Here is a 21066-nt window from a genome sequence, read left to right on the forward strand (position 1 = left end):
CCTCCGAAACTCCCTTCAGCTATGTCAGGAAATCCTTAACGCGCCATGAACTGACCGGCCCCGGCAGGGTAACCGGCCGTTAAGCTCCTGCTTCTAGGATGGTTCCGAAGCAGGAGGGCAGCATGATCGACTGGCGGCGCGTGGCGGTGTTGAAGGGCGACCTCTCCGACCAGACCTTTGATGCCCTCCTCGCCCTGTTCCGGCGGGAGGTGGAGGAGACGCTGGAATTGATAGCTGAGGAAAACGCGGGAGCGGAAGCCTGTCACTTCTTGCGGGGCAGCGCGCTCAACATGGGGTTTTCGACCTTTGCCCGCACCTGTGCGGAAGGAGAGCGGGCGCCGGGGAGCCTGCCCACGGAAACCCTGCGGTCCTGCTGGCGCGCGTCGCTTGCGGCGTTTCTCGCCGGTCCGCCCGTCAGAGGGAAAACCGATAGACCGTGGCCTGCCGGCGCACCTCTCCGGGGCGCAACACAAGGTCGGGGAAGCCCGGATGGTTGATTGCATCGGGCCAGATCTGCGTCTCCAGACAGAAGCCCGCGGCCAAGCCGTAGTCCCTACCCCCCAGACCGGGCACGCCGATCGTCATCCCCATGGCACAGAACAACTGCACGCCGGGTTCGGTGGTCAGCACCTCCAGCCTCACGCCGGAGGACGGGCTTTCCGCCCACGCGACCGGGCGCAGATCGACCCTGCTCCCGGAGAGACAGAAATTGTGATCGAACGCGATGCCCGCCTCAGCCATCCTGTCGCCCAGGACCGTGACATCCCGCAGGTCGAAGGGCGTGCCGGCCACCGGCGCGATCTCACCCGTCGGCACCTTCAGCGCGTTCAGCGGCAGATAGTCTTCGGCGTCGATGCGCATCCGGTGGCTCAGGATATCCGGCCCGCCGTCGAGGTTGAAATAGCCATGATGGCACAGGTTCACGAGCGTCGGCGCATCCACCCGCGATTCGTAGGTGATCTCCAGCCCGCCATCCGCAAGCCGCATGTGGCACAGCGAATCGACCGCGCCCGGATACCCTGCCTGCCCCGCCGGGTCATGGAGGGAGAGGGTGAGCCGGTCGGCCCCATGCTCCACCACCGTCCACACGCGTTTCGCCATGCCCTGACTGCCGCCATGGCTGTGGGTCACACCCTTTTCGTTCAGCTCCAGCGCATGATCGCGCCCCTCCAGAGAGAACCGACCGTTGCCGATCCGGTTCGCCACCCGCCCGCAGGTGGCACCGTGATTGCGCGAATGGCCGAGATAATCCTCCAGCGTCTCGAACCCCAGCACCAGTGGCGGGGCATGGCCCTCCAGCCGAAGGTCGCGCACCACCGCGCCATAGGTCAGCACCTCGGCCCAGAGACCTCCGCCGCGGAGCGTCAGAGCCTCCACCTGCGTGCCATCGGGCATGGTTCCGAATATGCGGCGGGTCATGGCTCTCTCCGGGCTGGGAAGGTGTCAGATCAGGAACTGACCCACGACCTCATCATTGGTGATATCGGTGAAGACGAAGCCTGCCGCGTCCAGCCGCTCGAACAGCGCGGCGAAATCGCCCGGCGCGCGCGTTTCGATGCCGATCAGGATCGTGCCGAAATTCCGCGCGGATTTCTTCAGATATTCGAACCGGGCGACATCGTCATGCGGGCCAAGCTGCCCCAGAAAATCCCGAAGCGCGCCCGGCCGTTGCGGCAGGCGGAGCAGCAGGTATTTCTTGACGCCGGAGAATCGCTGCGCGCGCTCCTTCACCTCCGGGAGCCGCTCGAAATCGAAATTCCCGCCCGAGGTCACGCAGACCACCCGCTTGCCACGGATCTGATCGGCGAGTTCGGGCAGAACGTCGAGCGACAGTGCGCCCGCCGGCTCCAGCACGATGCCTTCCACATTGAGCATCTCGAGGATCGTGGTGCAGATCCGGTCTTCTGGGGCGAGGAGGATGTCGTCCGTCGGAACGTGGCGGAGGCGGCTGAAGGTCAGATCACCCAGCCGTCCGACGGCAGCACCGTCAACGAAACTGTCCACCTTGGGCAGCGTCACCGGCCGACCCGCCCTGACTGCTGCCCGCAGGCTCGCACCCCCCAGCGGCTCCACGAAACGGAACGTGGTCTCCGGGGAGGCTTCGCGCAGGTATCCGGTCACGCCGGAAGCAAGTCCACCACCGCCCACCGGCAGGATCACCATGTCAGGCGGGCCGTCGAGCTGATCCATGATCTCCACGCCCACGGAGGCCTGGCCCTCGATCACATCGGCATCGTCGAAGGGCGACAGGAAATACCCGTGGATTTCGGCGCAGAACTCCTTTGCCGCCGCGAGCGACTGATCGAAATAGTCGCCCGTCAATTCGATCGTCACATTGTCACCGCCGAACATCCGGGTCTTTTCGATCTTCTGATCCGGCGTCGTCACCGGCATGAAGATCGTGCCTTGCACCCCGAAATGCCGGCAGGCAAAGGCCACGCCCTGAGCGTGATTGCCCGCGCTCGCACAGACGAAATGCCTGCTGGCGGGGCCGGATGCGATCACCTTGCGCATCGCGTTGAAGGCGCCGCGCAGCTTGTAGGACCGGACGGGCGTCAGATCCTCACGTTTCAACCAGATATCCGCGTCATACCGCGCGGAGAGCAGTTCGTTGCGCAGGAGCGGCGTTTCCGGAAAGAGATCGCGGAGCGCGGCGGTGGCGGAGCGGGCGGAGGTGGCGAAACTGGTCATGCCCTTCGATAGCGCTGGTCCTTCCGCACGTAAAGCGGCGTCAGATCACCATCCCCTCGCTGCCCAGAAGCGCACTCATCCGGCAATGGAGGCCCTCCGGCGCGAAATCCATGATGACCTCGCCACCAAAGGTGCCCAGCCCCGCCGCGATCAGCCCCGAGCCGCTTCCCTTTGCCTGCGGCTCGGACACCGGGGGGCCGCCCTTCTCCCGCCAGTCGAAGGTGAAGCGTCTGCCCTCCGGCACCGTCTCCAGCCCCCAGACGATATCCACTTGCCCCTCGGGCACGGAAAATGCGCCGTGCTTGAGCGCGTTGGTGCCCAGCTCGTGCACCACGAGCGACAGGCTCATCACGAGTTGTCCGCCGAGCACGACATGCGGCCCGCTCAGTCTGTAGCGCGCGCTTGTCCCCTCATCATAAGGCGACAGCGCCGCGCGGACGACGGCGGCGACGGTGCTTTCCTCCGCCTCGGTGTTGAGCAGCAGGTTCTGCGCCCTCCCAAGCGCCATCAGACGCCCGTCAATCACCTGCGCCGCCTCCCGCGTGTCGCGTGCCCGGCGCATTGTCTGGGAAATCACGGCCCGCACGACGGCGAGCTGATTCTTCATCCGGTGCGACAACTCGTTGGCGATGATCCGTTGCCGCTCCTCCTTCTCCCGCCGGTCGGTGACGTCGATGCCCTGGATGAGCACCCCGCGCGTCCCCGTCATCGGATCGGCGAAGGGCTGATAGACGAAATCGACGTAATGGCGCGTCATCTCGGCATGATCGTCGTGGAGCAGATCTATCGGGATGTCGCGGCCTTCGTATGGAGTTCCCGTGGTGAAGACCTGATCCATCAGCCGGATGAAGCCCTGCCCCACGATCTCCGGAAGAACCTCTGCGGTGGGCCTCCCGATGATGCCGGAATCCTTGCCGCAGAGATAAAGAAACCGCTCATTGGCAAGCGCGAAGACATGGTCCGGGCCCATGACCAGTGCCGTCGCGCCGGGAGAAAGCCGCAGAACCTCGTAAAGCAGCGCGCGTTCTTGTTCCTGCGCCCGTCGGTGCCGCACCTGTTCGGTGATCTCGTCGCAGGCGCAGAACATGCCCGGGATATTGCCGCGCGCATCGCGGACCGGCGTGTAGGAGAAGGAGAAATGCGCCTCCTCCGGGTAGCCGTTGCGGTGCATGACAATGGAGATATCCTCCATATGGGTCGAACGCCCCTCATAGGCGGCCCGCAGGATAGGATAGACATCATCCAGAATATCGGCCCAGAGCACCTGGAAGGGCACGCCGATCGCCGGATGACGGGCGCCGCAAAGGAGTGCGTAGGCGTCATTGTAGAGCATGATCTCATGCGGCCCCCAGGCCACGAACATCGGTTGGCGGGAGCCGAGCATGATGCCCACAAGCGTCTTGAGTTCGGTCGGCCATGTCGGGGGCGGCCCCAGCGGATTGGCCGACCAGTCCAGGTCGCGCATGAGGCGCGCGCATTCCGTGTCCGCCGAAAACATTGCCACCCCGCGCCAGTCTGCCTTGAAAGACTAAAGGAGGTGCAGTCTCCTTCAAGCCCCGCTGACGCTTTTCCTTGAGCCTCGGGCACAAAGGGCATAGACCCGCGCGGATTGTTGTTCGCCGGGGAAAGTCCCAATGTCCGCACCGAAAAAAGTCGTCCTCGCCTATTCGGGCGGGCTCGATACGTCCATTATCCTCAAATGGCTCCAGACCGAATATGGCTGCGAGGTCATCACCTTCACCGCCGACCTGGGTCAGGGCGAGGAGCTTGAGCCCGCGCGCCAGAAGGCAGAGATGCTGGGGATCAACCCCGCCAACATCTATATCGAAGATCTGCGCGAGGAATTCGTGCGCGACTACGTCTTCCCGATGTTCCGGGCGAATGCGCTCTATGAGGGCGAGTATCTGCTCGGCACCTCCATCGCGCGCCCGCTGATCGCACAGCGCCTCGTGCAGATCGCGGAGCAGACCGGGGCGGATGCCGTGGCCCATGGCGCCACCGGCAAGGGCAACGATCAGGTCCGGTTCGAGCTGTCGGCCTATGCGCTGAACCCGCATATCAAGGTGATTGCGCCCTGGCGGGAATGGTCGCTGACCAGCCGCACCAAGCTGCTGGAATTCGCCGAGGCGAACCAGATCCCGATCGCCAAGAACAAGCGGGGCGAGGCGCCGTTCTCCGTCGATGCGAACCTGCTCCACACCTCCTCCGAGGGGCGTGTGCTGGAGAATCCGGGCGAGGAAGCGCCCGGGTACGTCTATCAGCGCACCGTCGATCCCGAGGATGCGCCGAACGAGGCGGAATATGTCGAGATCACCTTTGAGAAGGGCGATGCGGTCGCGCTGAACGGCGAGCGTCTCAGCCCGGCCACGATCCTGACCCGCCTGAACGAAGTGGGCGGCAAGCATGGCGTCGGCCGTCTCGACATGGTGGAGAACCGCTTCGTCGGCATGAAGTCCCGCGGGATCTATGAGACCCCCGGCGGCACGATCCTGCTGGTCGCACACCGCGGGATCGAGCAGATCACACTCGATTCCGGGTCGGGCCATCTGAAGGATTCGATCATGCCCCGCTATGCGGAGCTGATCTACAACGGCTTCTGGTTCAGCCCCGAGCGCGAAATGCTTCAGGCGCTCATCGACAAGAGCCAGGAGCATGTCTCCGGCACCGTGCGGGTGAAGCTCTACAAGGGTTCCGCGCGGACAGTTGCGCGCTGGTCCGATGAGTCGCTCTACTCAGAGGCGCATGTGACCTTCGAGGATGACGCGGGTGCCTATGATCAGAAGGACGCGGCCGGCTTCATCCGGCTGAACGCGCTGCGGCTGAAATTGATCGCCACGCGGAACGCCCGCGGCAACTGATCCCTGCCAGAACCCCCGGGGAGGGCCGCGCACCGGCCCTCCTTGCCCCGGCTGAAACACCGGAACATCCCCCTTCACAATGCCACGGATCGCGCCACGGATCGCACCCCGCCCCAAGGGGTGCAAAGAGCCGCCAGCAGTGGCGAGAGGGCTTTCAGCTCTGCGCTCAAGCGGACGTCGTTCGTGATCTGACTGAATTCAGCCGGTGAGCCACGCAATGCGAAAAGCTTCCCGGGCAGATTTCCCGATTTCCGCAGATGTGAGACCTCGGAATTCTCCGGGAGCCTGCTAAACACCGCGCGCGGCCAGAAATGCCTCCACCTCCATGCGGGACGGCATGGCATCGCCCGCACCCGGGCGCCCGACCTGCATCGCGGCCGCCGCGGCGGCAAGGCGCATGGCGGCCTCCGGCCCCGCGCCTTCGTCCAGCGCCGCGACCAGATAGCCCGCGAAGCAATCCCCGGCACCGGTCGTATCCAGCACGTCGACGGTATGGGCGGGGACGCTCACGATCTCCTCCCCCTCCGTGATCCAGCTCGCCCCACGTGCACCCCGCGTCACCACGATGTCGGGAATGCCCAGCGTGGCGAGAGGCTGCCCCAGAGCGTCCTCAAGCTGCCGCGCCTCCAGCTCGTTCAGCAGCAGGAGGGAGAGATACGGCAGGACGGCGCGCACGGCCTCCACCTCAAAGGGCGCGGCGGAGTAGGCGACGCGGAGCCCCCTTTCCCGCCCCTCACGGGCGGCGGCCTCCTGGGCGGAGGTCTCGTTCTGGATCAGCAGAAGATCCCCGGGGCGCGATTCGGCCAGCCCCGCCGTCACCGCATGGGCGGGGATTTCGCGATTCGCGCCCGGATGAATGACGATGATGTTCTCGCCATCCTCCGCCACCAGGATCACCGCATGCCCCGTGGCCTGCGCCCCGGTCGCGACGCGCGATACGTCCACCCCGGCGAGGGCCAGCCGCTCCAGCGTCCAGCCGCCATCCTCGCCCACGGCACCGATATGCTGGACGCGCCCGCCCGCCCTTGCCGCGGCGACGGACTGGTTGGCCCCCTTGCCCCCAAGCCCCGTCGCATAAGACAAGGCGGCCAGTGTCTCCCCCGGCGCGGGATGCCGCGGCAGGCGATAGATCTTGTCGATGTTGATCGAACCCAGATTCCAGATGGTCATACCTGTTAGATAGCGCGGCAGGACGCCGCCGTGAACGGGATTTCGCCTTTCCCCCGCCTGCGCCGGTTTGTAGGTTCCGCTCCCGGAAACATGAGGAGAGACCGTGGCCAGCGACGATACCTCTGTCACCCCGATGATGGCGCAGTATCTGGAGATCAAGTCCGGGCATCCCGACGCCCTGCTGTTCTACCGGATGGGCGACTTCTACGAGATGTTCTTCGAGGACGCCGGTCAGGCGGCCGCGGCGCTGGATATCGCGCTGACCAAGCGGGGCAAGCATCTGGGCGAGGATATCGCCATGTGCGGCGTGCCCGTCCATGCGGCGGAGAGCTATCTGCTCACGCTGATCCGCAAGGGTTTTCGCGTCGCCATAGCCGAGCAGATGGAGGACCCGGCGGAGGCGAAGAAGCGCGGCTCCAAATCCGTGGTGCGGCGGGAGATCGTGCGTCTTGTCACGCCCGGCACGCTGACGGAGGAAAGCCTGCTGGAAGCGCGACGGCACAACTTCCTCGCCGCCTATGCCGAGATGCGGGAGGAGGGCGCGTTGGCCTATGTGGACATCTCGACCGGCGAGTTGGGCGTGACCGGCTGTCCGCCCGTGCGGCTTGCCCCGGAACTCGCCCGGCTCCGCCCGCGGGAGGTGCTGATCTCCGAAGTGCGGGAGGCGGAATGGGAACCGGTCGTCGCGGAGGTCGGTGCGGTCGCGACCCCGCGCCCGCGTGCGAGCTTCGACAGCGCCGCGGCAGAGCGGCGGCTGTGTGCGTTGTGGCGGGTGGCTTCTCTCGACGCATTCGGGGCGTTTTCGCGGGTGGAGATCGCAGCGCTTGGGGCGCTCGTCGATTATCTCGACCTGACGCAGAAGGGGCGGATGCCCCTGCTCCGCCCGCCGGTGCGGGAAGAGGCGCGCCGCGCCATGCAGATCGACGCGGCGACGCGGCGCAATCTCGAACTGACGGAGGCCCTGTCCGGCGGGCGCGACGGCTCCCTGCTCGCCGCCATCGACCGGACCGTCACGGCCGGCGGCGCGCGGCTCCTGGAGCGGCGGCTTTCCAGCCCGTCCTGCGATCTGGGGGAAATCGCCTCCCGGCAGGAAGCGGTGCGGCTTCTGGTGGAGGACCGCGCGCTGGCGGACAGGCTGGCCGAGAGGCTCCGCAAGGTGCCCGACATGGACCGCGCCCTGTCACGGCTGGCGCTCGACCGGGGCGGGCCGCGGGATCTGGCGGCGATCCGCAACGGTCTCGCGGAAGCGGCGGAGCTGGCCACGCTGCTCTCCGACAGCACGTCGAGCCGTCTCGCGCGGGCGGCGGGGGCGCTTCGCGGGCATGAGGCGCTGATCGGGCTGCTTGAGACCGCGCTGATCGCGGAGCCGCCGCTTCTGGCCCGCGATGGGGGTTTCGTGGCGGCGGGGCAGGACGCCGAACTCGACGAGGCGCGCAAGCTCCGGGATGAGGGGCGGAGCGTCATCGCCGGCATGCAGGCCGACTACGCAGCGGAAACCGGCATCGCCTCGCTGGAGATCAAGCACAACAACGTGCTGGGCTATTTCATCGAGACGACCGCCACCCATGCGGAGAAGATGCTGGCCCCGCCGCTGAACGCGCGCTTCATTCATCGCCAGACGACGGCCAGTCAGGTGCGCTTCACCACCGTGGACCTTGGCGGGCTGGAGACGCGGATCCTCAACGCGGGCAACCGGGCACTGGAGATCGAGAAGCGGATTTTCGAGAGGCTGCGTCAGGCGATCCTCGCCGCTGCCGGCCCGATCGGGGAGGCCGCGCGGGCGCTGGCGGAGATCGACCTGACCGGGGCGCTCGCCCTTCTGGCAACAGAGGCGGACTGGGCCCTGCCGGTGGTCGACGGATCGCGGGCCTTCCGGGTGGAAGGCGGGCGGCATCCTGTGGTGGAACGGGCGCTCCGCCGGCAGGGCGCACCCTTCATCGCCAATGACTGCTCCCTGTCCGATGGGGCGGAGGGGGCCGCGATCTGGCTCGTCACCGGGCCGAACATGGCCGGGAAGTCCACCTTCCTCAGGCAGAACGCGCTGATCGCCATTCTGGCTCAGGCGGGCGGTTATGTCCCGGCGCGGGCGGCGCATGTCGGGCTGGTCAGCCAGGTGTTCTCCCGCGTGGGTGCGGCGGACGACCTGGCGCGCGGGCGCTCCACCTTCATGGTGGAAATGGTGGAGACGGCGGCGATCCTCAATCAGGCGGATGACCGCGCGCTGGTCATCCTCGACGAGATCGGCCGCGGCACCGCAACCTGGGACGGTCTTTCCATCGCCTGGGCGACGCTTGAGCATCTGCATGGGGTAAACCGCTGCCGCGCGCTTTTCGCCACGCACTATCACGAGATGACCGGCCTTGCCGCGAAACTGCCCGGACTCAGGAACGCGACCGTCGCCGTGCGGGAGTGGCAGGGGGAGGTGATCTTTCTGCATGAGGTGCGGGAGGGCGCCGCGGACCGGTCCTATGGCGTGCAGGTCGCGCGCCTCGCGGGGTTGCCCCCTGTCGTGGTGGAACGCGCCCGGGTGCTGCTCGAGGCGCTGGAGAAGGGTGACAGGGAGGGCGGCGGCCATCGACGCGCGATGGTGGAGGATCTGCCGCTCTTTGCCGCCCGACCCGCCGCGCCGGAGACGAGCCCGGTTCCGGTGCCAGACGGGCTGAGGCTCGCGCTCGAGGAGATCGAACCCGATGCGCTCACCCCACGCGAGGCGCTGGAGGCACTTTACCGGTTGAAGGCATTGCTGGCCCCCGGCTGAGGACGCCTTTGCCGGGGGCTTGGCGGGCGACCGTCTTCCGGCCCGGATTGCTCCGGCGCGGGTCCGTCCGAGAGCCCGGCCAGAAGCGCCATCACAACGCCCTGACCGGCTGCAGAGCACATCCCCGCAAAACGCGGGCGCTCGGCAATGCTTCGGGCAGACAGTCCGGCCTCCTGCGCAAAACAGGGCTGAGCCAGGCCGTCATCCGACGCGCGCGGGAGCCCTCGGAGCAAAATGCGCTGCGGCCCTGACGCCTTGCGAAGCGCGCGGGACGGCCCGATACCGGCAAAATGCACGCGCTCCGGCAACACCGTGAAAGGACAGCCCCGCATCTTTTTGTAAACAGGTGCGATCGTGACCGGCTATCTCAGCCCGCCTCATTTCCTCCCCGCGCGGCAGGGAAGCGGCAGGGGGCTCCTCACAATGAAATGCCGGAGAATTGCCCGGACACCCGATGCCGGGCAAGGCGCGGGGGGGCGCCCGCGCATAAGCGCGGCGGGCACACCGGGCGAGGCGATACCGGGCAAGGCGCGGGGGACGCCCCCGCGACCCCCGGCGGGGAGGGTGGACTAGACCTTGTCCGTCTCGCGGCGGTGAACGCGCAGCGGTGCCCAGGACTGGCTGACCGGCATCATCTCGATGCTGTTGAAGTTCAGATGCGGCGGCTGGGTGGCCAGCCAGTGAATCGTCTCGGCGATATCCTCCGGCTGGATCGGATCGGCCCCGTCATACAGCGCGTCATACGCCGCCTGATCGCCACGCGTGCGGATCATGGTGAACTCACTCTCGCACAGCCCCGGCTCCAGCGAGGTGACCCGGACCCCGGTGCCATGCAGATCGGCCCGCAGGCCGAGCGAAAACTGCCGCACGAAGGCCTTGGTGGCGGCATAGACATTGCCCCCCGGATAGGGCCAGTGCGCGGCGATGGAGGAGAGGTTGACGATCATGCCCTTCCGCGCGATCAGCCCCGGCAGCAGCCTGTGTGTGACCGCGAGGAGACCGGAAACATTCGTGTCCAGCATGGCCTGCCAGTCCGCAAGCGGCGGTTCCGGCGCCGGCGCGGTGCCGAGCGCCATGCCCGCATTGTTCACGAGCAGGTCGATCGCCGCGAACTCGGCAGGCAGACTGTCCAGCGCCGCGGCGACGGCGGCGGGATCGGTAATGTCGAAGGCGAGGCCGTGGAAGGTCGGGCCGATCTCCTCGGCCAGCGTGCGGAGGCGCTCCTCCCTCCGGCCGGTACCCACGATGGTCCAGCCCGCGCGCGCAAAGCGACGGGCGGTGGCCTGACCGAAACCGGCAGTCGCCCCGGTGATGAGGATGGTGGGCATGGCTGTCTCCTTCCACGGATTGCGACCCGAGCTATTCCGCGAGATGCCGGGCAACACAAGCAAAAGCGCGCGGGATAGCTGTGCTGCTCAGCCAAGGATCGCCGCGAGGCGACCGAAGCTTGCAGCCGTACCATCCTCCGCCCTCTCCGCCAGAAAGGCGTCGAGCGCAGGCCAGACGGCGATGGCACGGTCGACCAGCGGATCGGAGCCGGGGACATACAGCCCCGCCTGGATCATCATCTCCGCCCGGTCATAGGCGCCGAGGAGGCGGCGCGCCTCCCCGATCAACAGGTTCTCCCCGGCAGTCGCGGCGGCGGGCAGGCTGCGGGAGACGGAGCGGAGCAGGTCGATGGCCGGGAAGCGCCCGCGTTCGGCGATGCTGCGGTCCATGACCACGTGACCGTCCAGCACGCCGCGCAGGATGTCGGCCACCGGCTCCTCCATGTCGGACCCGGCGACGAGCACGCTGAAGATCGCGGTGATGTCGCCCGCGCCTTTCGGCCCCGGCCCCGCCCGCTCGGCCAAACCCGTTATCATCTGGCTGGTGGAGGGGGGGAAGCCCCGGAGGCTCGGCGGTTCGCCGGAGGCGAGCGCGATCTCCCGATGCGCCTCGGCATAGCGGGTGACCGAATCCATCAGCAGGAGCACCTGTTTGCCCGCGTCGCGGAAATGCTCGGCCACGGCCATCGCAGTCCAGGCCGCGCGGCGGCGGAGCAGGGGTGACTGGTCGGAGGTCGCGGCGACGACCACCGCCCGCGCCATCCCGTCAGGCCCCAATACGTGGTCGACGAATTCGCGCACCTCGCGCCCCCGCTCACCCACCAGCCCGACCACCACCACATCGGCGGCAACATGGCGTGCCAGGGCCGCGAGCAGCGTGGATTTTCCCACGCCCGACCCCGCGAAAAGCCCGATCCGCTGTCCGCGCACGATGGGCAGAAGCGTGTTGAAGACCGACAAGCCCGTTTCCATGCGGGTGCCCAGCGGCCGACGCAGGGCCGCATCGGGCGGAGCGGCGGCATAATCCCGCATCCGCGCCCCCGACCCGAGAGGCCGCCCGTCCAGCGGCTTGCCGGAGGCGTCGACCAGCCTGCCGATCCAGCTTTCATCCGGGGCGATGCCGCTTCCCTGCTCCCAGAGTACGAGATCGCCCACCGCCAGCCCTTCCGGCCGCTTCTCCGGCAACACGCCCGCCCCCTCCCGCGTGAGCGAGACGATCTCGCCCGCCAGCCCTGCGCGGGGAAACGCGACCCGGTCGCCCAATGCGGCCCGTCGCGGTAGCCCTGCGACACCGATCAAGGCGCCGCTGACGGATGCGACCCTGCCGACAGGGCGGGTCACGGGAACGGCTGCGATCCTGGAAAGAAGCATTTCGGGCGGCGACATCGGATTCTCCTGCGGCTCTTACCATTCTTAAAGGAATCACTCTTAAAGCTTGGTTTCGACGAGAGAGGGAGAAACGCCGATGTTCGAAAGACTTGCACTGTCGCGTCTTGCCGGCGCGCTCGCCAATCACGCCGCCGACCGGCAGGCCATGGTGGCGGAGAACGTTGCCAATGCCGACACGCCCGGCTACCGCGCCCGCGACCTTCGCCCCTTTGCCGAGCTGATGGAACGGGGTGACATGCCGATGGCCGTAACGCGGGCGGGGCATCAGCCGGAGGGGCTTTCCGCCTTCCGTGCCTTTGTCGACAAGGGGGGGGAGGCCGCGCCCAATGGCAATACGGTCTCGCTGGAGGGGGAGATGGTGACGGCGGCGGAGATCCGTCACAGCCATGACCTCGCCCTTGCCGTCTATCGCAGCGCGGGCGGCATCATCCGCGCCAGCCTCGGGAAGGCCGGCTGATGGCGGACCTGAAGCAGATCCTCGCCGTATCCTCCTCGGGGATGGAGGCGCAGTCCGGCAGGTTGCGCAACATCTCCCAGAACATCGCCAATGCCGACACTCCCGGCTACCGCCGCAAGACCGCCGCCTTCGAAGCGGAAATGCGCGGAGCGGAGGCCGGGCAGGTGCATCTCTCCCGCACGCGGCTTGATCGCTCGGAGCTTCAGCGCATCCATGACCCCGCCCATCCGATGGCCGATGCCTCGGGCTATTACGACGGCTCCAACGTCGACCTGATGGTGGAGATCGCCGACGCGCGTGAAGCCCAGCGCAGTTATGAGGCCAACCTCCGCATGTTCGATCAGGCCCGGCAGATGACCTCCGCAGCGCTCGACCTTCTCCGCCGATAGGATAACCAGATGGACCTGACCCCCTCCCTCGCCATCCGTGGCTATGACACCGCCCGCCCCGCGACCCGCCCCGAACCGGGTGGCGCGGGCGGTCTGCTCGGCGCCGCGCAGGACTTCGCCCGCGTGCTCTCCGAAGGCGAGCAGACGGCCACCGCCGCCTTGAGCGGCAAGGCGGATGCCCACGCGCTGGTCCAGGCGCTCTCCGCCTCGCAGACGGCGGTGGAGACGGTCGTTGCCGTGCGCGACAAGGTGGTGGAGGCATATCAGGAAATCCTCAGGATGCCGGTCTGATGGCGGATACCGTCCTTTACGACACGCTCCGGCAGGCGCTCTGGATCGCGGCGCTGACAGCCACACCGCTTCTGGGCGTGGCATTGGTGACCGGCGTGGTGATCGGGCTTTTTCAGGCGCTCACCTCCGTGCAGGAGGCCACATTGACCTTCGTGCCGAAACTGGCCGCGATGCTTGTCGTCTTCTGGGTGTCGATGAGCTTCATGACCGAAACGCTGGTGAGCTTTTTCACCGACCGCATCGTGCCCCTGATCGCAGGAGGATAGGATGGACACCCCCGTTTACGTCGCCCTCACCCGCCAGCGCGGATTGACGCGCGAAATGGATGTGATCGCCAACAACATCGCCAATGCCTCCACCACCGGGTTCCGGCGCGAAGGGCTCGTGTTCTCAGAACATGTGAAGCGGTCGGGTCAGCCGGGCGAGGTTTTGTCCATGGCGACGGCCCATGGCCGCACCATCGACCCGCGCGCAGGCGCGATCACGGCGACAGGGGGCACCTATGACTTCGCCATCGAGGGCGAGGGTTATTTCCTCGTGGAAACGCCGGACGGTCAGGCGCTCACCCGCGCGGGTCATTTCACGCCCAATGCCGAAGGAGAACTGGTGACGCCGGAGGGCAACCGGTTGCTCGACGAAGGAGGCGGCCCGGTCTTTGTGCCCGCGGAGGCCCGCGCCGTGACGCTCTCACCGGATGGCACGCTCGCCGCGGATGGCACGCCGCTCACCCGCATCGGCCTGTGGCAGCCCGCGGATCCCGGCCGGAGCCAACTGGCGGGGGCAAGGCTCCAGATACCCGAAGGCGGCGCCGAACCCGTCGCGGAAGACGCAGCGCGGCTTCTGCAGGGACATCTGGAAGGATCCAACGTCAACCCGATCTCGGAAATCGCGCGGATGATTGCCGTCCAGCGCGCCTACGAGATGGGACAAAGCTTCCTCGAGATGGAGGACGGGCGCATCCGCGTCGTCGTCCAGACCCTCGGCCGATAGGAGAGAGAGATGCGCGCACTTCAGATCGCCGCGACCGGCATGGCCGCCCAGCAGATGCGGGTTGAGGTCACGTCGAACAACCTCGCCAACATGAACACGACCGGCTACGCCGCCCGGCGGGCAGAATTCGCCGATCTGCATTATCAGCAGATGACGCGGCCCGGAACGATCACCGCCGCCGACGGGACAATCGTGCCCGCGGGCGTGCAGCTCGGCCTCGGGGTCCGTCCTGCCGCCGTATCGGTGCAGATCGCCCAAGGCACCCTCTCGCAGACGGGGGGGGATCTCGATGTCGCCATCGAGGGGCGTGGCTACATCGAGGTTACACTGCCCTCGGGTCTGGCCGCCTATACGCGCGACGGAGGGCTCAAGCGCTCAGCCGAAGGGTTGATCGTCACGGCGGAGGGGCACGAGGTTGCGCCGGGGATTACCATTCCCACCGATGCGCGCACGATCTCCATCAATGCGGCGGGCGAGGTCTATGCCTATTTCAGCGACCGGGTGGAGCCTGAAATGCTGGGCCAGCTCACGCTTGCGGGGTTTTCCAACGAAAAGGGGCTGGAGGCGATAGGCTCCAACCTGTTCACCGAAACGGAGGCCTCCGGCCCGGCCCTTCCCGGTAACCCCGGTGAGGACGGGCTGGGCACATTGCGGCAGGGATATCTGGAAAGCTCCACCGTCGATGCCGTACGCGAAGTCACCCAGCTGATCGAGGCCCAACGCGGCTATGAACTGAACGCGAAGGTAATGACCGCAGCGGATCAGATGATGGCCGCGACGGCTCAGGTGCGCTGATGCGGCTGGCGGTTTTCCTTCTTCTGGCAGCATCCCCAGCGGGGGCGGAGGCTCTGGTCGCGGCGCATACGATCCGCGCGACAAGCGTCATCGCACCGACTGACCTCGCCCTTTCGGCAGAGGTCGTGCCCGGCGCGCTCACCGATCCTGACGACGCCATCGGGTTCGAGGCCCGCGTGGCGATCTATGCGGGACGCCCGATTCGTCCCGGGGATATCGCACCAGCGGCCGTGGTGGAGCGCAATCAGATCGTCCCCCTTGCCTGGCGGAAAGGCGGCCTGCTCATTCGTGCCGAAGGCCGTGCGCTCAGCCGCGCCGCGCCGGGCGAGGATGTCCGCGTTCTCAATCTCGCCTCGCGCACCACGGTGACCGGCATCGCCGGTGCTGACGGGACCGTGCATGTCGGCGGCACCTCCAAGGATCACGCTCAATGAAAAACCGAGTTCTTGCCACCCTGTTTCTGCTTCCGCTGACCGCTGCTTGCGGGCGAATGGCGGATGTCGGGCGCGCACCCGCCTTCAAGCCGGTGGAGGACACCTATCAGATGCAGGCGATGTATGCGCTTCCCTCGCATAGCGACGCGCGGGAGGGGCAGGCGCCCGCCGCCTCGCTCTGGAACGGGGGGCGCGAATCGCTGCTGGGGGACAGGCGCGCGGGCATGCGAGGGGATATCCTGACGGTGGTGATCGAGATCGACGACCGGGCGGAGATCTCCAACACGACGGGGCGTTCCCGGCAGGGTTCCGACACGATGGGGATCCCGCAGCTCTTCGGCCTTCCCCAGCGCCTGAACGAGAAGCTTCCCGAAGGTGCGGGCATGGCGGAGGCCATCTCCACCGGATCAGCCAGCAACTACAAGGGCAATGGCTCGGTCAAACGGCAGGAGAAGCTGATGCTCCGCGTGGCGGCGACGGTGGTCGAACGCCTGCCAAACGGTGTGCTGCGGATCGAGGGCAGCCAGGAGGTACGGGTCAACTTCGAGCTGCGGGAGCTTCTGGTAACGGGCTATGTCCGCCCCAATGACATCACCCGTCAGAACGAGATCGCCTACGACAAGATCGCGGGAGCGCGGATCGCTTATGGCGGGCGCGGCCAGATCACCGATGTTCAGCAGCCACGCTACGGCCAGCAGATCAGCGACATTGTCCTGCCGTTCTGAGGAGAAACCATGAAGCGCCTTCTTCTCCCCGTTCTGCTTTGCATCACCGGTCTTGCCGGAGGGGTCGCTGCCGGCATCGCCCTTCGCCCGACACCGACGCAGGAAGAGCCGGCCGCTCCCCCCCCGCCGGCGCTGCGCGACTATGCCCGGCTTGCCAACCAGTTCGTCGTCCCGGTGATCCGGCAGGGCGAAACGCGGGCGCTCATCGTGCTTTCGCTCAGCGTGGAGGTCCCGCAGGGGCGGAGCGATATCGTGCATCGGTATGAGCCGAAGCTTCGCGATGCGCTTTTGCAGGTTCTGTTCGATCACGCCAATACCGGCGGTTTCGACGGGGCCTTCACAGAAGGTGGGCCGATGATCGCCCTTCGCGCGGCATTGGGGGAGGCGGCAAGGGGCGTTGTGGGCCCGGATGCTCTCGATGTTCTCGTCACCGATATCGTACGGCAGGACAGCAGATAGCGGCACTCTTGCCAAAACCAGCGCCGGTTCCCTTGGTGCGAGGGGCATCGCACCCGCCGGTATCCGCAGATCGCCCTGGCGATTATTTGCCCTTCGCCGCGAGAAGGGAAAGCGCGTCCTCCTGACCAAAGGCCCGCGTCGCGCTCTCCCGTGCCTCCTCGATGCGCCCAAGCCGGTTGGCCAGTTCCAGGTTCAACGTCTCCATGCGCTGCCTGACCCATACCGCATGACGCTCGCCCAGCCGCTCATCCTCCCGGCGCGCCAGAAGGGCCCTGTCAGCCAAGTGCCGCATCTCTGATCGCAGCGTCTCCGCAGCCTCCGTTTCCCGACGCAGCGTATTCAGCTTCAGATCGAGCCGGAGGCTCGCAAGGTGCTGCAGGCGTCGCACATCCTTTTTCATGCGCCGGGCCTCCGTGCCGCACGGACGCGTTCTGCAAACCGGATCGCGATGGCGACCGCCCGGTAATGCTCCGGCCGGATGCGTGTGCCGACGTCCACCGACGCGTGAAGCGCCCGGGCCGTGGGAGGATCACTATGAATCGGAACGCCATGTTCCGCTGCCGCGGCGCGAATGCGGGCAGCGACCTCATCAACACCCTTGGCAAGACAGAGCGGAGGGCCGGGCTCACTCCGAGACCATTTCAGCGCCACCGCGTAATGCGTCGGATTGACGATCACCACGTCCGCCTTGGGCATATCGGCCATCATGCGGTTCGTGGCGATCGCCTCCGCCTTGGCGCGACGCTGCTGACGGATATGGGGATCGCCCTCCTGCTCCTTCGCCTCGTCCATTACTTCCTTCCGGCTCATGCGATTGCGGCGGAGGAAATCGAAACGCTGCCACAGATAGTCCAGCGCCGCGAAAACCACCGCGATCGTGAAGATCGGCACGAGAAACGCCAGAAGAAGCTCCCCCAGCAGGCCCGCCCCTTGAGCGGGCGCCAGATGAGGTGCCGTCAGAAGGAGCGACATGCGGTTGGAGAGAAATACGCCGAGCAATCCCGCGATGAGAAGGAGCTTGATGAAGCTCTTCAGGAATTCGACGAGCCCCGTGGGACCGAATTTCTGCTTTGCATTGGCAAGGGGCGAGATGCGTGAAAGCTTGGGCGCGATCTTGGATGGCGCGAAGATCATCGCCCGTTGCGCAAGGGTTGCGAGCAGCACCAGCCCCGCCGGGAGAACGAAAAACGGCGCGACCGACCGGATGGTGGACACCATGACGCCAGACATGCCCCCTTCCGGCGTGGTGACAAGCCCTTCCGCCAGCATGTCCGCCTGCCCGAGAAGCAGGCTGCCGAGCGTCCCTATTCCATCAACCGCCGCGCGTCCTGAAAACAGGCCTGCGAGCAGGAGACCGCCATAGGCGGCCGCCGTGCCGATATCCGCGGAGCGGACGACCTCCCCCTTCCTGCGCGCGTCGTCGAGCCGTTTCTGGGTTGGCTCGTATTGCTTTTCGGCGTCATCACTCATGGCATGCCGAACGGCGCGGAGAGGAACTGGCCGAACCGCCCGATCCAGACACCCAGCATAACGGGCGCAAGCAAGGCCAGAAGCACGATGCCGCCAAGAACCTGCGCAGGCGCGCCGACCAGAGACACCATGAGCGACGGCATCGCGCGGTTGATCGCCCCGATCGCAAGGTTGTAGAGCGTGCCGCCGATCACGAAGGGCAGGGCAAGCGAAAAGGCCAGCCCGAAGCTTTCCGCGATCAACGCCACTCCCCAGCGTGTCATCTCCGCCGCGACAGGACGGCCCCCCGCGGGCAGCAGATCATAGGACAGGATGAGATACTCCGCGAAGCGCACGTGAAGTCCGATAGTAACGGCGAGAGCCAGACCAGCAACGGTCAGCAGATGTGAGACGACGGGCTGCGGCTCCCCCACCGTGCCGAACATCTGAGCCAGGGAGATCGCCTGCGCGATGATCGCACCCGCCGTTTGCAGGGCGAAAACAAAGACCCGCAGCGCCGCGCCAAGCGCGAGACCGATCAGCGTCTCCGTCAGCAGCGGCAGACCGAGAAGAGCCTCTTCGGTCGCAATCGGTGCGACCTTGTCGGCGACGGGGGGCAGAACGATCGCCGTAAAGGCCAATGCCAGCGCCAGGCGAATGCGGACCGGCACCGTCTGCTCGCCGAAGGCGGGCAGCAGCGCCATGGCGGCGCCCACGCGGAGGAAGACGGCAAAACCGGCGAGAAACGTTTCGCGAAGGTCGATAACCAGGTCCAGGAGGCCAGCGTCCAGTGTCATGCCGGAACCTGCCCGACGAGCGAGGGGCGGGCATCAAAACCGATCTCGTCGAACGACAGGACGGGCGCGGTGAGGCCCCGGGCGCTCATCACCGTGCGCAGGAACCGCCGCCGCAGCGGCGAGGTGATGACGGCGGCATGTACCCCCGTCTCCCCCGCCCGCGCCAGCTTTTCCGCGATGCCATTGGCGAGCCGGTTGAACAGATCGGGCGGCAGCGCCACCTGCCCTCCCACACCGCCCAGCTCATAGGTTGAAAAGCTCTGCTCCCACTCCGGTGCAAGCTGCACGAGCGGTATGGTCCCGTCGGGACGACGCAACTCGGCCACCAGCTGAAACCCCAGGCGCTGGCGGACGTATTCGCAGACCGCCTCGGCATTCGGCAATACAGGTCTCGCCTCGGCTATTGTCTCGAGGATTACCGGCATGTTGCGGATGGAAACGCGCTCCTCCAGAAGAAGCCTGAGGACGGAAAGCAGCAGGTCCATCGGCACCCGTTCGGGGATCAGTTCATCTATCAATCGACGGTTCGCCTCCGCCCGCGTGCTGTCGGAAAGGTTGGTCATCTCGTCCAGCACCCGACGCAGTTGACGAAGCGTCAGCAGGCGACCGAAGTTCCGCTTGATGACCTCCAGCATGTGGGTCGCAAGGACTTCCGGCGGAGAGACGACCGTAGCGCCGGCGATGGCGGCTTCCTCCTGCCGGGAGGGCAGAAGCCAGCGGGCCGGGGCACCATAGACCGGCTCCCGCACATCATCCCCGGCCGGCATCAGCGCCTCCTCCGAGCCGCCGGGCATCAGGGCCAGGATCCTGTCCGCCTCCAGCCGATCCGCTGCCTGCTCCACGCCCTGGATGCGGATGCGATAGCCGCCGGGGGGCAGCGTCGCATCATCCGTCAGCCGGATCTCCGGCAGGATCAACCCGAAGGTCGCGGCGACATGGCGGCGCATGTTGCCGATCCGCGCATCCAGTCCGGAAGCGGGGTCGAGCACCATGGAGATCAGCGTGGGAGAGAATTCGACATGGATGTCGTCAAGTTCCAGGATATCGCCCAGAGACTTCTCTGCCGGCTTCTCAATGATCGCTGGTCCCTGAGCCGGTTCCGCGGCCCGCCTCTCCCGCCGAAAGCCGATCCAGGCGCAAAGGCCAAGCAGCATGGCCCCCGCCATGAAGGGCAGAAACGGCATGCCGGGAACAAGGGCGAAGAATGCCATCAACCCGCCCACGGTGGCGAGAGCGGCGGGGTAGCGCCCGAGTTGGCCGAAGAAATCGAGGTTGACCGCACCCTTGGAGCCGCCGCGCGAGAGCAGCAGTGCGGCGGCGACGGACACGATCACCGCAGGGATCTGCGACACCAGGCCGTCGCCCACCGTCAGGATCGCATAGGTCCGAAACGCGCCGCCGACATCCATGCCGTGAAGGCCGATGCCGACGGCCAGCCCCACGCAGATGTTCAGAAGCGTGATGATGAGGCCCGCGACCGCATCACCCTTCACGAATTTCGAGGCCCCGTCGAGCGAGCCGAAGAACGTGGTCTCCGCAAGTTCCCGTTCCCGCCGCGCCTTGGCCTCCGCATGGTCAATGGCGCCCGCCGCCATGTCGCTGTCGATGGCGAGCTGCTTGCCCGGCATCCCGTCGAGCGCGAAACGCGCGCCCACCTCCGCCATGCGGCCTGCACCTTTGGTGATGACCATGAAGTTGACGATCATCAGCACACAGAAGATCACCACGCCCAGAAAGACGTTTCCGCCCATCACGAACATGGCGAAGCCCTCGATCACGTGGCCAGCCGCCGCCGTGCCGGTATGACCCTGACCGATGATGAGCTTGGTCGAGGAGACGTTGAGCGAAAGCCGCAGCAGAAGCGTTGCCAGCAGGATCGTCGGGAAGGCGGAGAAGTCGAGCGGCCGTTCGATGAACAGCGTGATGGTGAAGATCAGGATCGCCAACGCGAACGAGGCTGCCAGCCCGATGTCCAGCACGAAGGCCGGCACCGGCAACACCATCATCACGATCACCGCCATAAGGGCGACGGCAAGCAGGACGGTGGGATGAAAGAGGAGCTTGAGGTCGAATCTCGCCGGCATGG

22 protein-coding genes are annotated in these 21066 nt (G+C 66.6%); 12 read left to right on the top strand and 10 right to left on the bottom strand.

What is annotated here, in order from left to right; translation table 11 throughout:
- Window positions 1–122 precede the first annotated feature (122 nt).
- Window positions 123–497: an Hpt domain-containing protein gene (locus tag CN97_RS20595; RefSeq protein ID WP_088217068.1), complete on the top strand. Its 375-nt coding sequence runs from the start codon at window positions 123–125 to the stop codon at window positions 495–497.
- Here CN97_RS20595 and CN97_RS07265 read toward each other — a convergent pair.
- From CN97_RS07265 to CN97_RS07275, 3 genes are read right to left on the bottom strand one after another with little or no spacing between them, the layout of a single operon-like run.
- Window positions 415–1419, bottom strand: coding sequence for an aldose epimerase family protein (locus CN97_RS07265; RefSeq protein ID WP_035709147.1), 1005 nt, complete (start codon window positions 1417–1419; stop codon window positions 415–417). The two genes, CN97_RS20595 and CN97_RS07265, sit on opposite strands and share 83 nt — an antisense overlap.
- 24 nt (window positions 1420–1443) lie before the next feature.
- Window positions 1444–2691: a threonine ammonia-lyase IlvA gene (gene ilvA / locus CN97_RS07270; protein ID WP_035709150.1), complete on the bottom strand. Its 1248-nt coding sequence runs from the start codon at window positions 2689–2691 to the stop codon at window positions 1444–1446.
- Between the two features lie 40 nt (window positions 2692–2731).
- Window positions 2732–4156, bottom strand: coding sequence for an HWE histidine kinase domain-containing protein (locus tag CN97_RS07275; protein WP_165496694.1), 1425 nt, complete (start codon window positions 4154–4156; stop codon window positions 2732–2734).
- 169 nt (window positions 4157–4325) lie between these two features.
- Here CN97_RS07275 and CN97_RS07280 point away from each other — a divergent pair, with 169 nt between their 5' ends.
- Complete coding sequence (locus tag CN97_RS07280) at window positions 4326–5549, top strand: argininosuccinate synthase (RefSeq protein ID WP_035709154.1); 1224 nt, start codon at window positions 4326–4328, stop codon at window positions 5547–5549.
- Between the two features lie 288 nt (window positions 5550–5837).
- Here the strand turns inward: CN97_RS07280 and CN97_RS07285 are convergent, their stop codons facing one another.
- Window positions 5838–6719 (bottom strand): ribokinase, encoded by an 882-nt coding sequence (locus CN97_RS07285; RefSeq protein ID WP_035709156.1) that lies wholly within the window; start codon window positions 6717–6719, stop codon window positions 5838–5840.
- A gap of 133 nt (window positions 6720–6852) precedes the next feature.
- Between CN97_RS07285 and mutS the strand changes: the two genes are divergently transcribed.
- Window positions 6853–9477 carry a DNA mismatch repair protein MutS gene (gene mutS / locus CN97_RS07290; protein ID WP_051911063.1) on the top strand — a complete coding sequence of 875 codons (2625 nt, stop codon included), beginning with the start codon at window positions 6853–6855 and terminating at the stop codon, window positions 9475–9477.
- Between the two features lie 569 nt (window positions 9478–10046).
- Here the strand turns inward: mutS and CN97_RS07295 are convergent.
- Together CN97_RS07295 and CN97_RS07300 are read right to left on the bottom strand one after the other, a co-directional pair.
- A complete protein-coding gene (locus CN97_RS07295) occupies window positions 10047–10805 on the bottom strand; it encodes an SDR family oxidoreductase (protein ID WP_035709161.1) in 759 nt (252 codons plus the stop codon).
- Window positions 10806–10892: 87 nt separating this feature from the next.
- Entirely contained in the window at window positions 10893–12191 is a 1299-nt protein-coding gene (locus CN97_RS07300) for a FliI/YscN family ATPase (RefSeq protein ID WP_035709164.1), read from the bottom strand.
- Between the two features lie 79 nt (window positions 12192–12270).
- Between CN97_RS07300 and CN97_RS07305 the strand changes: the two genes are divergently transcribed.
- Genes CN97_RS07305 through CN97_RS07345 form a run of 9 tightly spaced genes read left to right on the top strand, consistent with a single transcriptional unit; the run spans window position 12271 to window position 16734 of the window.
- Entirely contained in the window at window positions 12271–12651 is a 381-nt protein-coding gene (locus tag CN97_RS07305; RefSeq protein WP_035709168.1) for a FlgB family protein, read from the top strand.
- Window positions 12651–13040 carry a flagellar basal body rod protein FlgC gene (gene flgC / locus CN97_RS07310; RefSeq protein WP_035709170.1) on the top strand — a complete coding sequence of 130 codons (390 nt, stop codon included), beginning with the start codon at window positions 12651–12653 and terminating at the stop codon, window positions 13038–13040. The genes CN97_RS07305 and flgC overlap by 1 nt, the downstream gene beginning before the upstream one ends.
- Before the next feature lie 9 nt (window positions 13041–13049).
- A complete protein-coding gene (fliE, locus tag CN97_RS07315; RefSeq protein WP_035709173.1) occupies window positions 13050–13331 on the top strand; it encodes a flagellar hook-basal body complex protein FliE in 282 nt (93 codons plus the stop codon).
- The gene (locus tag CN97_RS07320; RefSeq protein WP_035709174.1) at window positions 13331–13597 is read left to right on the top strand and encodes a flagellar biosynthetic protein FliQ; all 267 of its coding nucleotides are present in this window, start codon (window positions 13331–13333) and stop codon (window positions 13595–13597) included. The genes fliE and CN97_RS07320 overlap by 1 nt, the downstream gene beginning before the upstream one ends.
- Window position 13598: 1 nt before the next feature.
- Window positions 13599–14321 (top strand): flagellar hook-basal body complex protein, encoded by a 723-nt coding sequence (locus CN97_RS07325; RefSeq protein ID WP_035709176.1) that lies wholly within the window; start codon window positions 13599–13601, stop codon window positions 14319–14321.
- Between the two features lie 9 nt (window positions 14322–14330).
- Window positions 14331–15116 carry a flagellar basal-body rod protein FlgG gene (gene flgG, locus CN97_RS07330; protein ID WP_035709177.1) on the top strand — a complete coding sequence of 262 codons (786 nt, stop codon included), beginning with the start codon at window positions 14331–14333 and terminating at the stop codon, window positions 15114–15116.
- Window positions 15116–15550: a flagellar basal body P-ring formation chaperone FlgA gene (gene flgA / locus CN97_RS07335; RefSeq protein ID WP_035709180.1), complete on the top strand. Its 435-nt coding sequence runs from the start codon at window positions 15116–15118 to the stop codon at window positions 15548–15550. The genes flgG and flgA overlap by 1 nt, the downstream gene beginning before the upstream one ends.
- Window positions 15547–16275, top strand: a complete 729-nt coding sequence (gene flgH, locus CN97_RS07340; protein ID WP_035709183.1) for a flagellar basal body L-ring protein FlgH — start codon at window positions 15547–15549, stop codon at window positions 16273–16275. Before flgA ends, flgH begins: the two co-directional genes overlap by 4 nt.
- A gap of 9 nt (window positions 16276–16284) precedes the next feature.
- On the top strand, window positions 16285–16734 hold the full coding sequence (locus CN97_RS07345; RefSeq protein WP_035709186.1) for a flagellar basal body-associated FliL family protein: 450 nt from the start codon (window positions 16285–16287) through the stop codon (window positions 16732–16734).
- 82 nt (window positions 16735–16816) lie between these two features.
- Here the strand turns inward: CN97_RS07345 and CN97_RS07350 are convergent, their stop codons facing one another.
- From CN97_RS07350 to flhA, 4 genes are read right to left on the bottom strand one after another with little or no spacing between them, the layout of a single operon-like run.
- Window positions 16817–17134 carry a hypothetical protein gene (locus CN97_RS07350; RefSeq protein WP_035709189.1) on the bottom strand — a complete coding sequence of 106 codons (318 nt, stop codon included), beginning with the start codon at window positions 17132–17134 and terminating at the stop codon, window positions 16817–16819.
- Window positions 17131–18204 (bottom strand): flagellar type III secretion system protein FlhB, encoded by a 1074-nt coding sequence (gene flhB, locus CN97_RS07355; RefSeq protein WP_035709192.1) that lies wholly within the window; start codon window positions 18202–18204, stop codon window positions 17131–17133. The genes CN97_RS07350 and flhB overlap by 4 nt, the downstream gene beginning before the upstream one ends.
- Window positions 18201–18980 (bottom strand): flagellar biosynthetic protein FliR, encoded by a 780-nt coding sequence (locus CN97_RS07360; protein ID WP_051911039.1) that lies wholly within the window; start codon window positions 18978–18980, stop codon window positions 18201–18203. Before CN97_RS07360 ends, flhB begins: the two co-directional genes overlap by 4 nt.
- Window positions 18977–21064 (bottom strand): flagellar biosynthesis protein FlhA, encoded by a 2088-nt coding sequence (gene flhA, locus CN97_RS07365; protein ID WP_035709194.1) that lies wholly within the window; start codon window positions 21062–21064, stop codon window positions 18977–18979. Before flhA ends, CN97_RS07360 begins: the two co-directional genes overlap by 4 nt.
- Between the last annotated feature and the right edge of the window lie 2 nt (window positions 21065–21066).

Source organism: Haematobacter massiliensis (genome assembly GCF_000740795.1).
Lineage (GTDB): Bacteria > Pseudomonadota > Alphaproteobacteria > Rhodobacterales > Rhodobacteraceae > Haematobacter > Haematobacter massiliensis.

What these genes read in the sequence shown, in the direction of transcription:
- CN97_RS20595 (WP_088217068.1), top strand. Translation starts at nt 123, where the DNA reads ATGATCGACTGGCGGCGCGTGGCGGTGTTGAAGGGCGACCTCTCCGAC.
- CN97_RS07265 (WP_035709147.1), bottom strand. Translation starts at nt 1,419, where the DNA reads ATGACCCGCCGCATATTCGGAACCATGCCCGATGGCACGCAGGTGGAG.
- ilvA (WP_035709150.1), bottom strand. Translation starts at nt 2,691, where the DNA reads ATGACCAGTTTCGCCACCTCCGCCCGCTCCGCCACCGCCGCGCTCCGC.
- CN97_RS07275 (WP_165496694.1), bottom strand. Translation starts at nt 4,156, where the DNA reads ATGCGCGACCTGGACTGGTCGGCCAATCCGCTGGGGCCGCCCCCGACA.
- CN97_RS07280 (WP_035709154.1), top strand. Translation starts at nt 4,326, where the DNA reads ATGTCCGCACCGAAAAAAGTCGTCCTCGCCTATTCGGGCGGGCTCGAT.
- CN97_RS07285 (WP_035709156.1), bottom strand. Translation starts at nt 6,719, where the DNA reads ATGACCATCTGGAATCTGGGTTCGATCAACATCGACAAGATCTATCGC.
- mutS (WP_051911063.1), top strand. Translation starts at nt 6,853, where the DNA reads ATGATGGCGCAGTATCTGGAGATCAAGTCCGGGCATCCCGACGCCCTG.
- CN97_RS07295 (WP_035709161.1), bottom strand. Translation starts at nt 10,805, where the DNA reads ATGCCCACCATCCTCATCACCGGGGCGACTGCCGGTTTCGGTCAGGCC.
- CN97_RS07300 (WP_035709164.1), bottom strand. Translation starts at nt 12,191, where the DNA reads ATGTCGCCGCCCGAAATGCTTCTTTCCAGGATCGCAGCCGTTCCCGTG.
- CN97_RS07305 (WP_035709168.1), top strand. Translation starts at nt 12,271, where the DNA reads ATGTTCGAAAGACTTGCACTGTCGCGTCTTGCCGGCGCGCTCGCCAAT.
- flgC (WP_035709170.1), top strand. Translation starts at nt 12,651, where the DNA reads ATGGCGGACCTGAAGCAGATCCTCGCCGTATCCTCCTCGGGGATGGAG.
- fliE (WP_035709173.1), top strand. Translation starts at nt 13,050, where the DNA reads ATGGACCTGACCCCCTCCCTCGCCATCCGTGGCTATGACACCGCCCGC.
- CN97_RS07320 (WP_035709174.1), top strand. Translation starts at nt 13,331, where the DNA reads ATGGCGGATACCGTCCTTTACGACACGCTCCGGCAGGCGCTCTGGATC.
- CN97_RS07325 (WP_035709176.1), top strand. Translation starts at nt 13,599, where the DNA reads ATGGACACCCCCGTTTACGTCGCCCTCACCCGCCAGCGCGGATTGACG.
- flgG (WP_035709177.1), top strand. Translation starts at nt 14,331, where the DNA reads ATGCGCGCACTTCAGATCGCCGCGACCGGCATGGCCGCCCAGCAGATG.
- flgA (WP_035709180.1), top strand. Translation starts at nt 15,116, where the DNA reads ATGCGGCTGGCGGTTTTCCTTCTTCTGGCAGCATCCCCAGCGGGGGCG.
- flgH (WP_035709183.1), top strand. Translation starts at nt 15,547, where the DNA reads ATGAAAAACCGAGTTCTTGCCACCCTGTTTCTGCTTCCGCTGACCGCT.
- CN97_RS07345 (WP_035709186.1), top strand. Translation starts at nt 16,285, where the DNA reads ATGAAGCGCCTTCTTCTCCCCGTTCTGCTTTGCATCACCGGTCTTGCC.
- CN97_RS07350 (WP_035709189.1), bottom strand. Translation starts at nt 17,134, where the DNA reads ATGAAAAAGGATGTGCGACGCCTGCAGCACCTTGCGAGCCTCCGGCTC.
- flhB (WP_035709192.1), bottom strand. Translation starts at nt 18,204, where the DNA reads ATGAGTGATGACGCCGAAAAGCAATACGAGCCAACCCAGAAACGGCTC.
- CN97_RS07360 (WP_051911039.1), bottom strand. Translation starts at nt 18,980, where the DNA reads ATGACACTGGACGCTGGCCTCCTGGACCTGGTTATCGACCTTCGCGAA.
- flhA (WP_035709194.1), bottom strand. Translation starts at nt 21,064, where the DNA reads ATGCCGGCGAGATTCGACCTCAAGCTCCTCTTTCATCCCACCGTCCTG.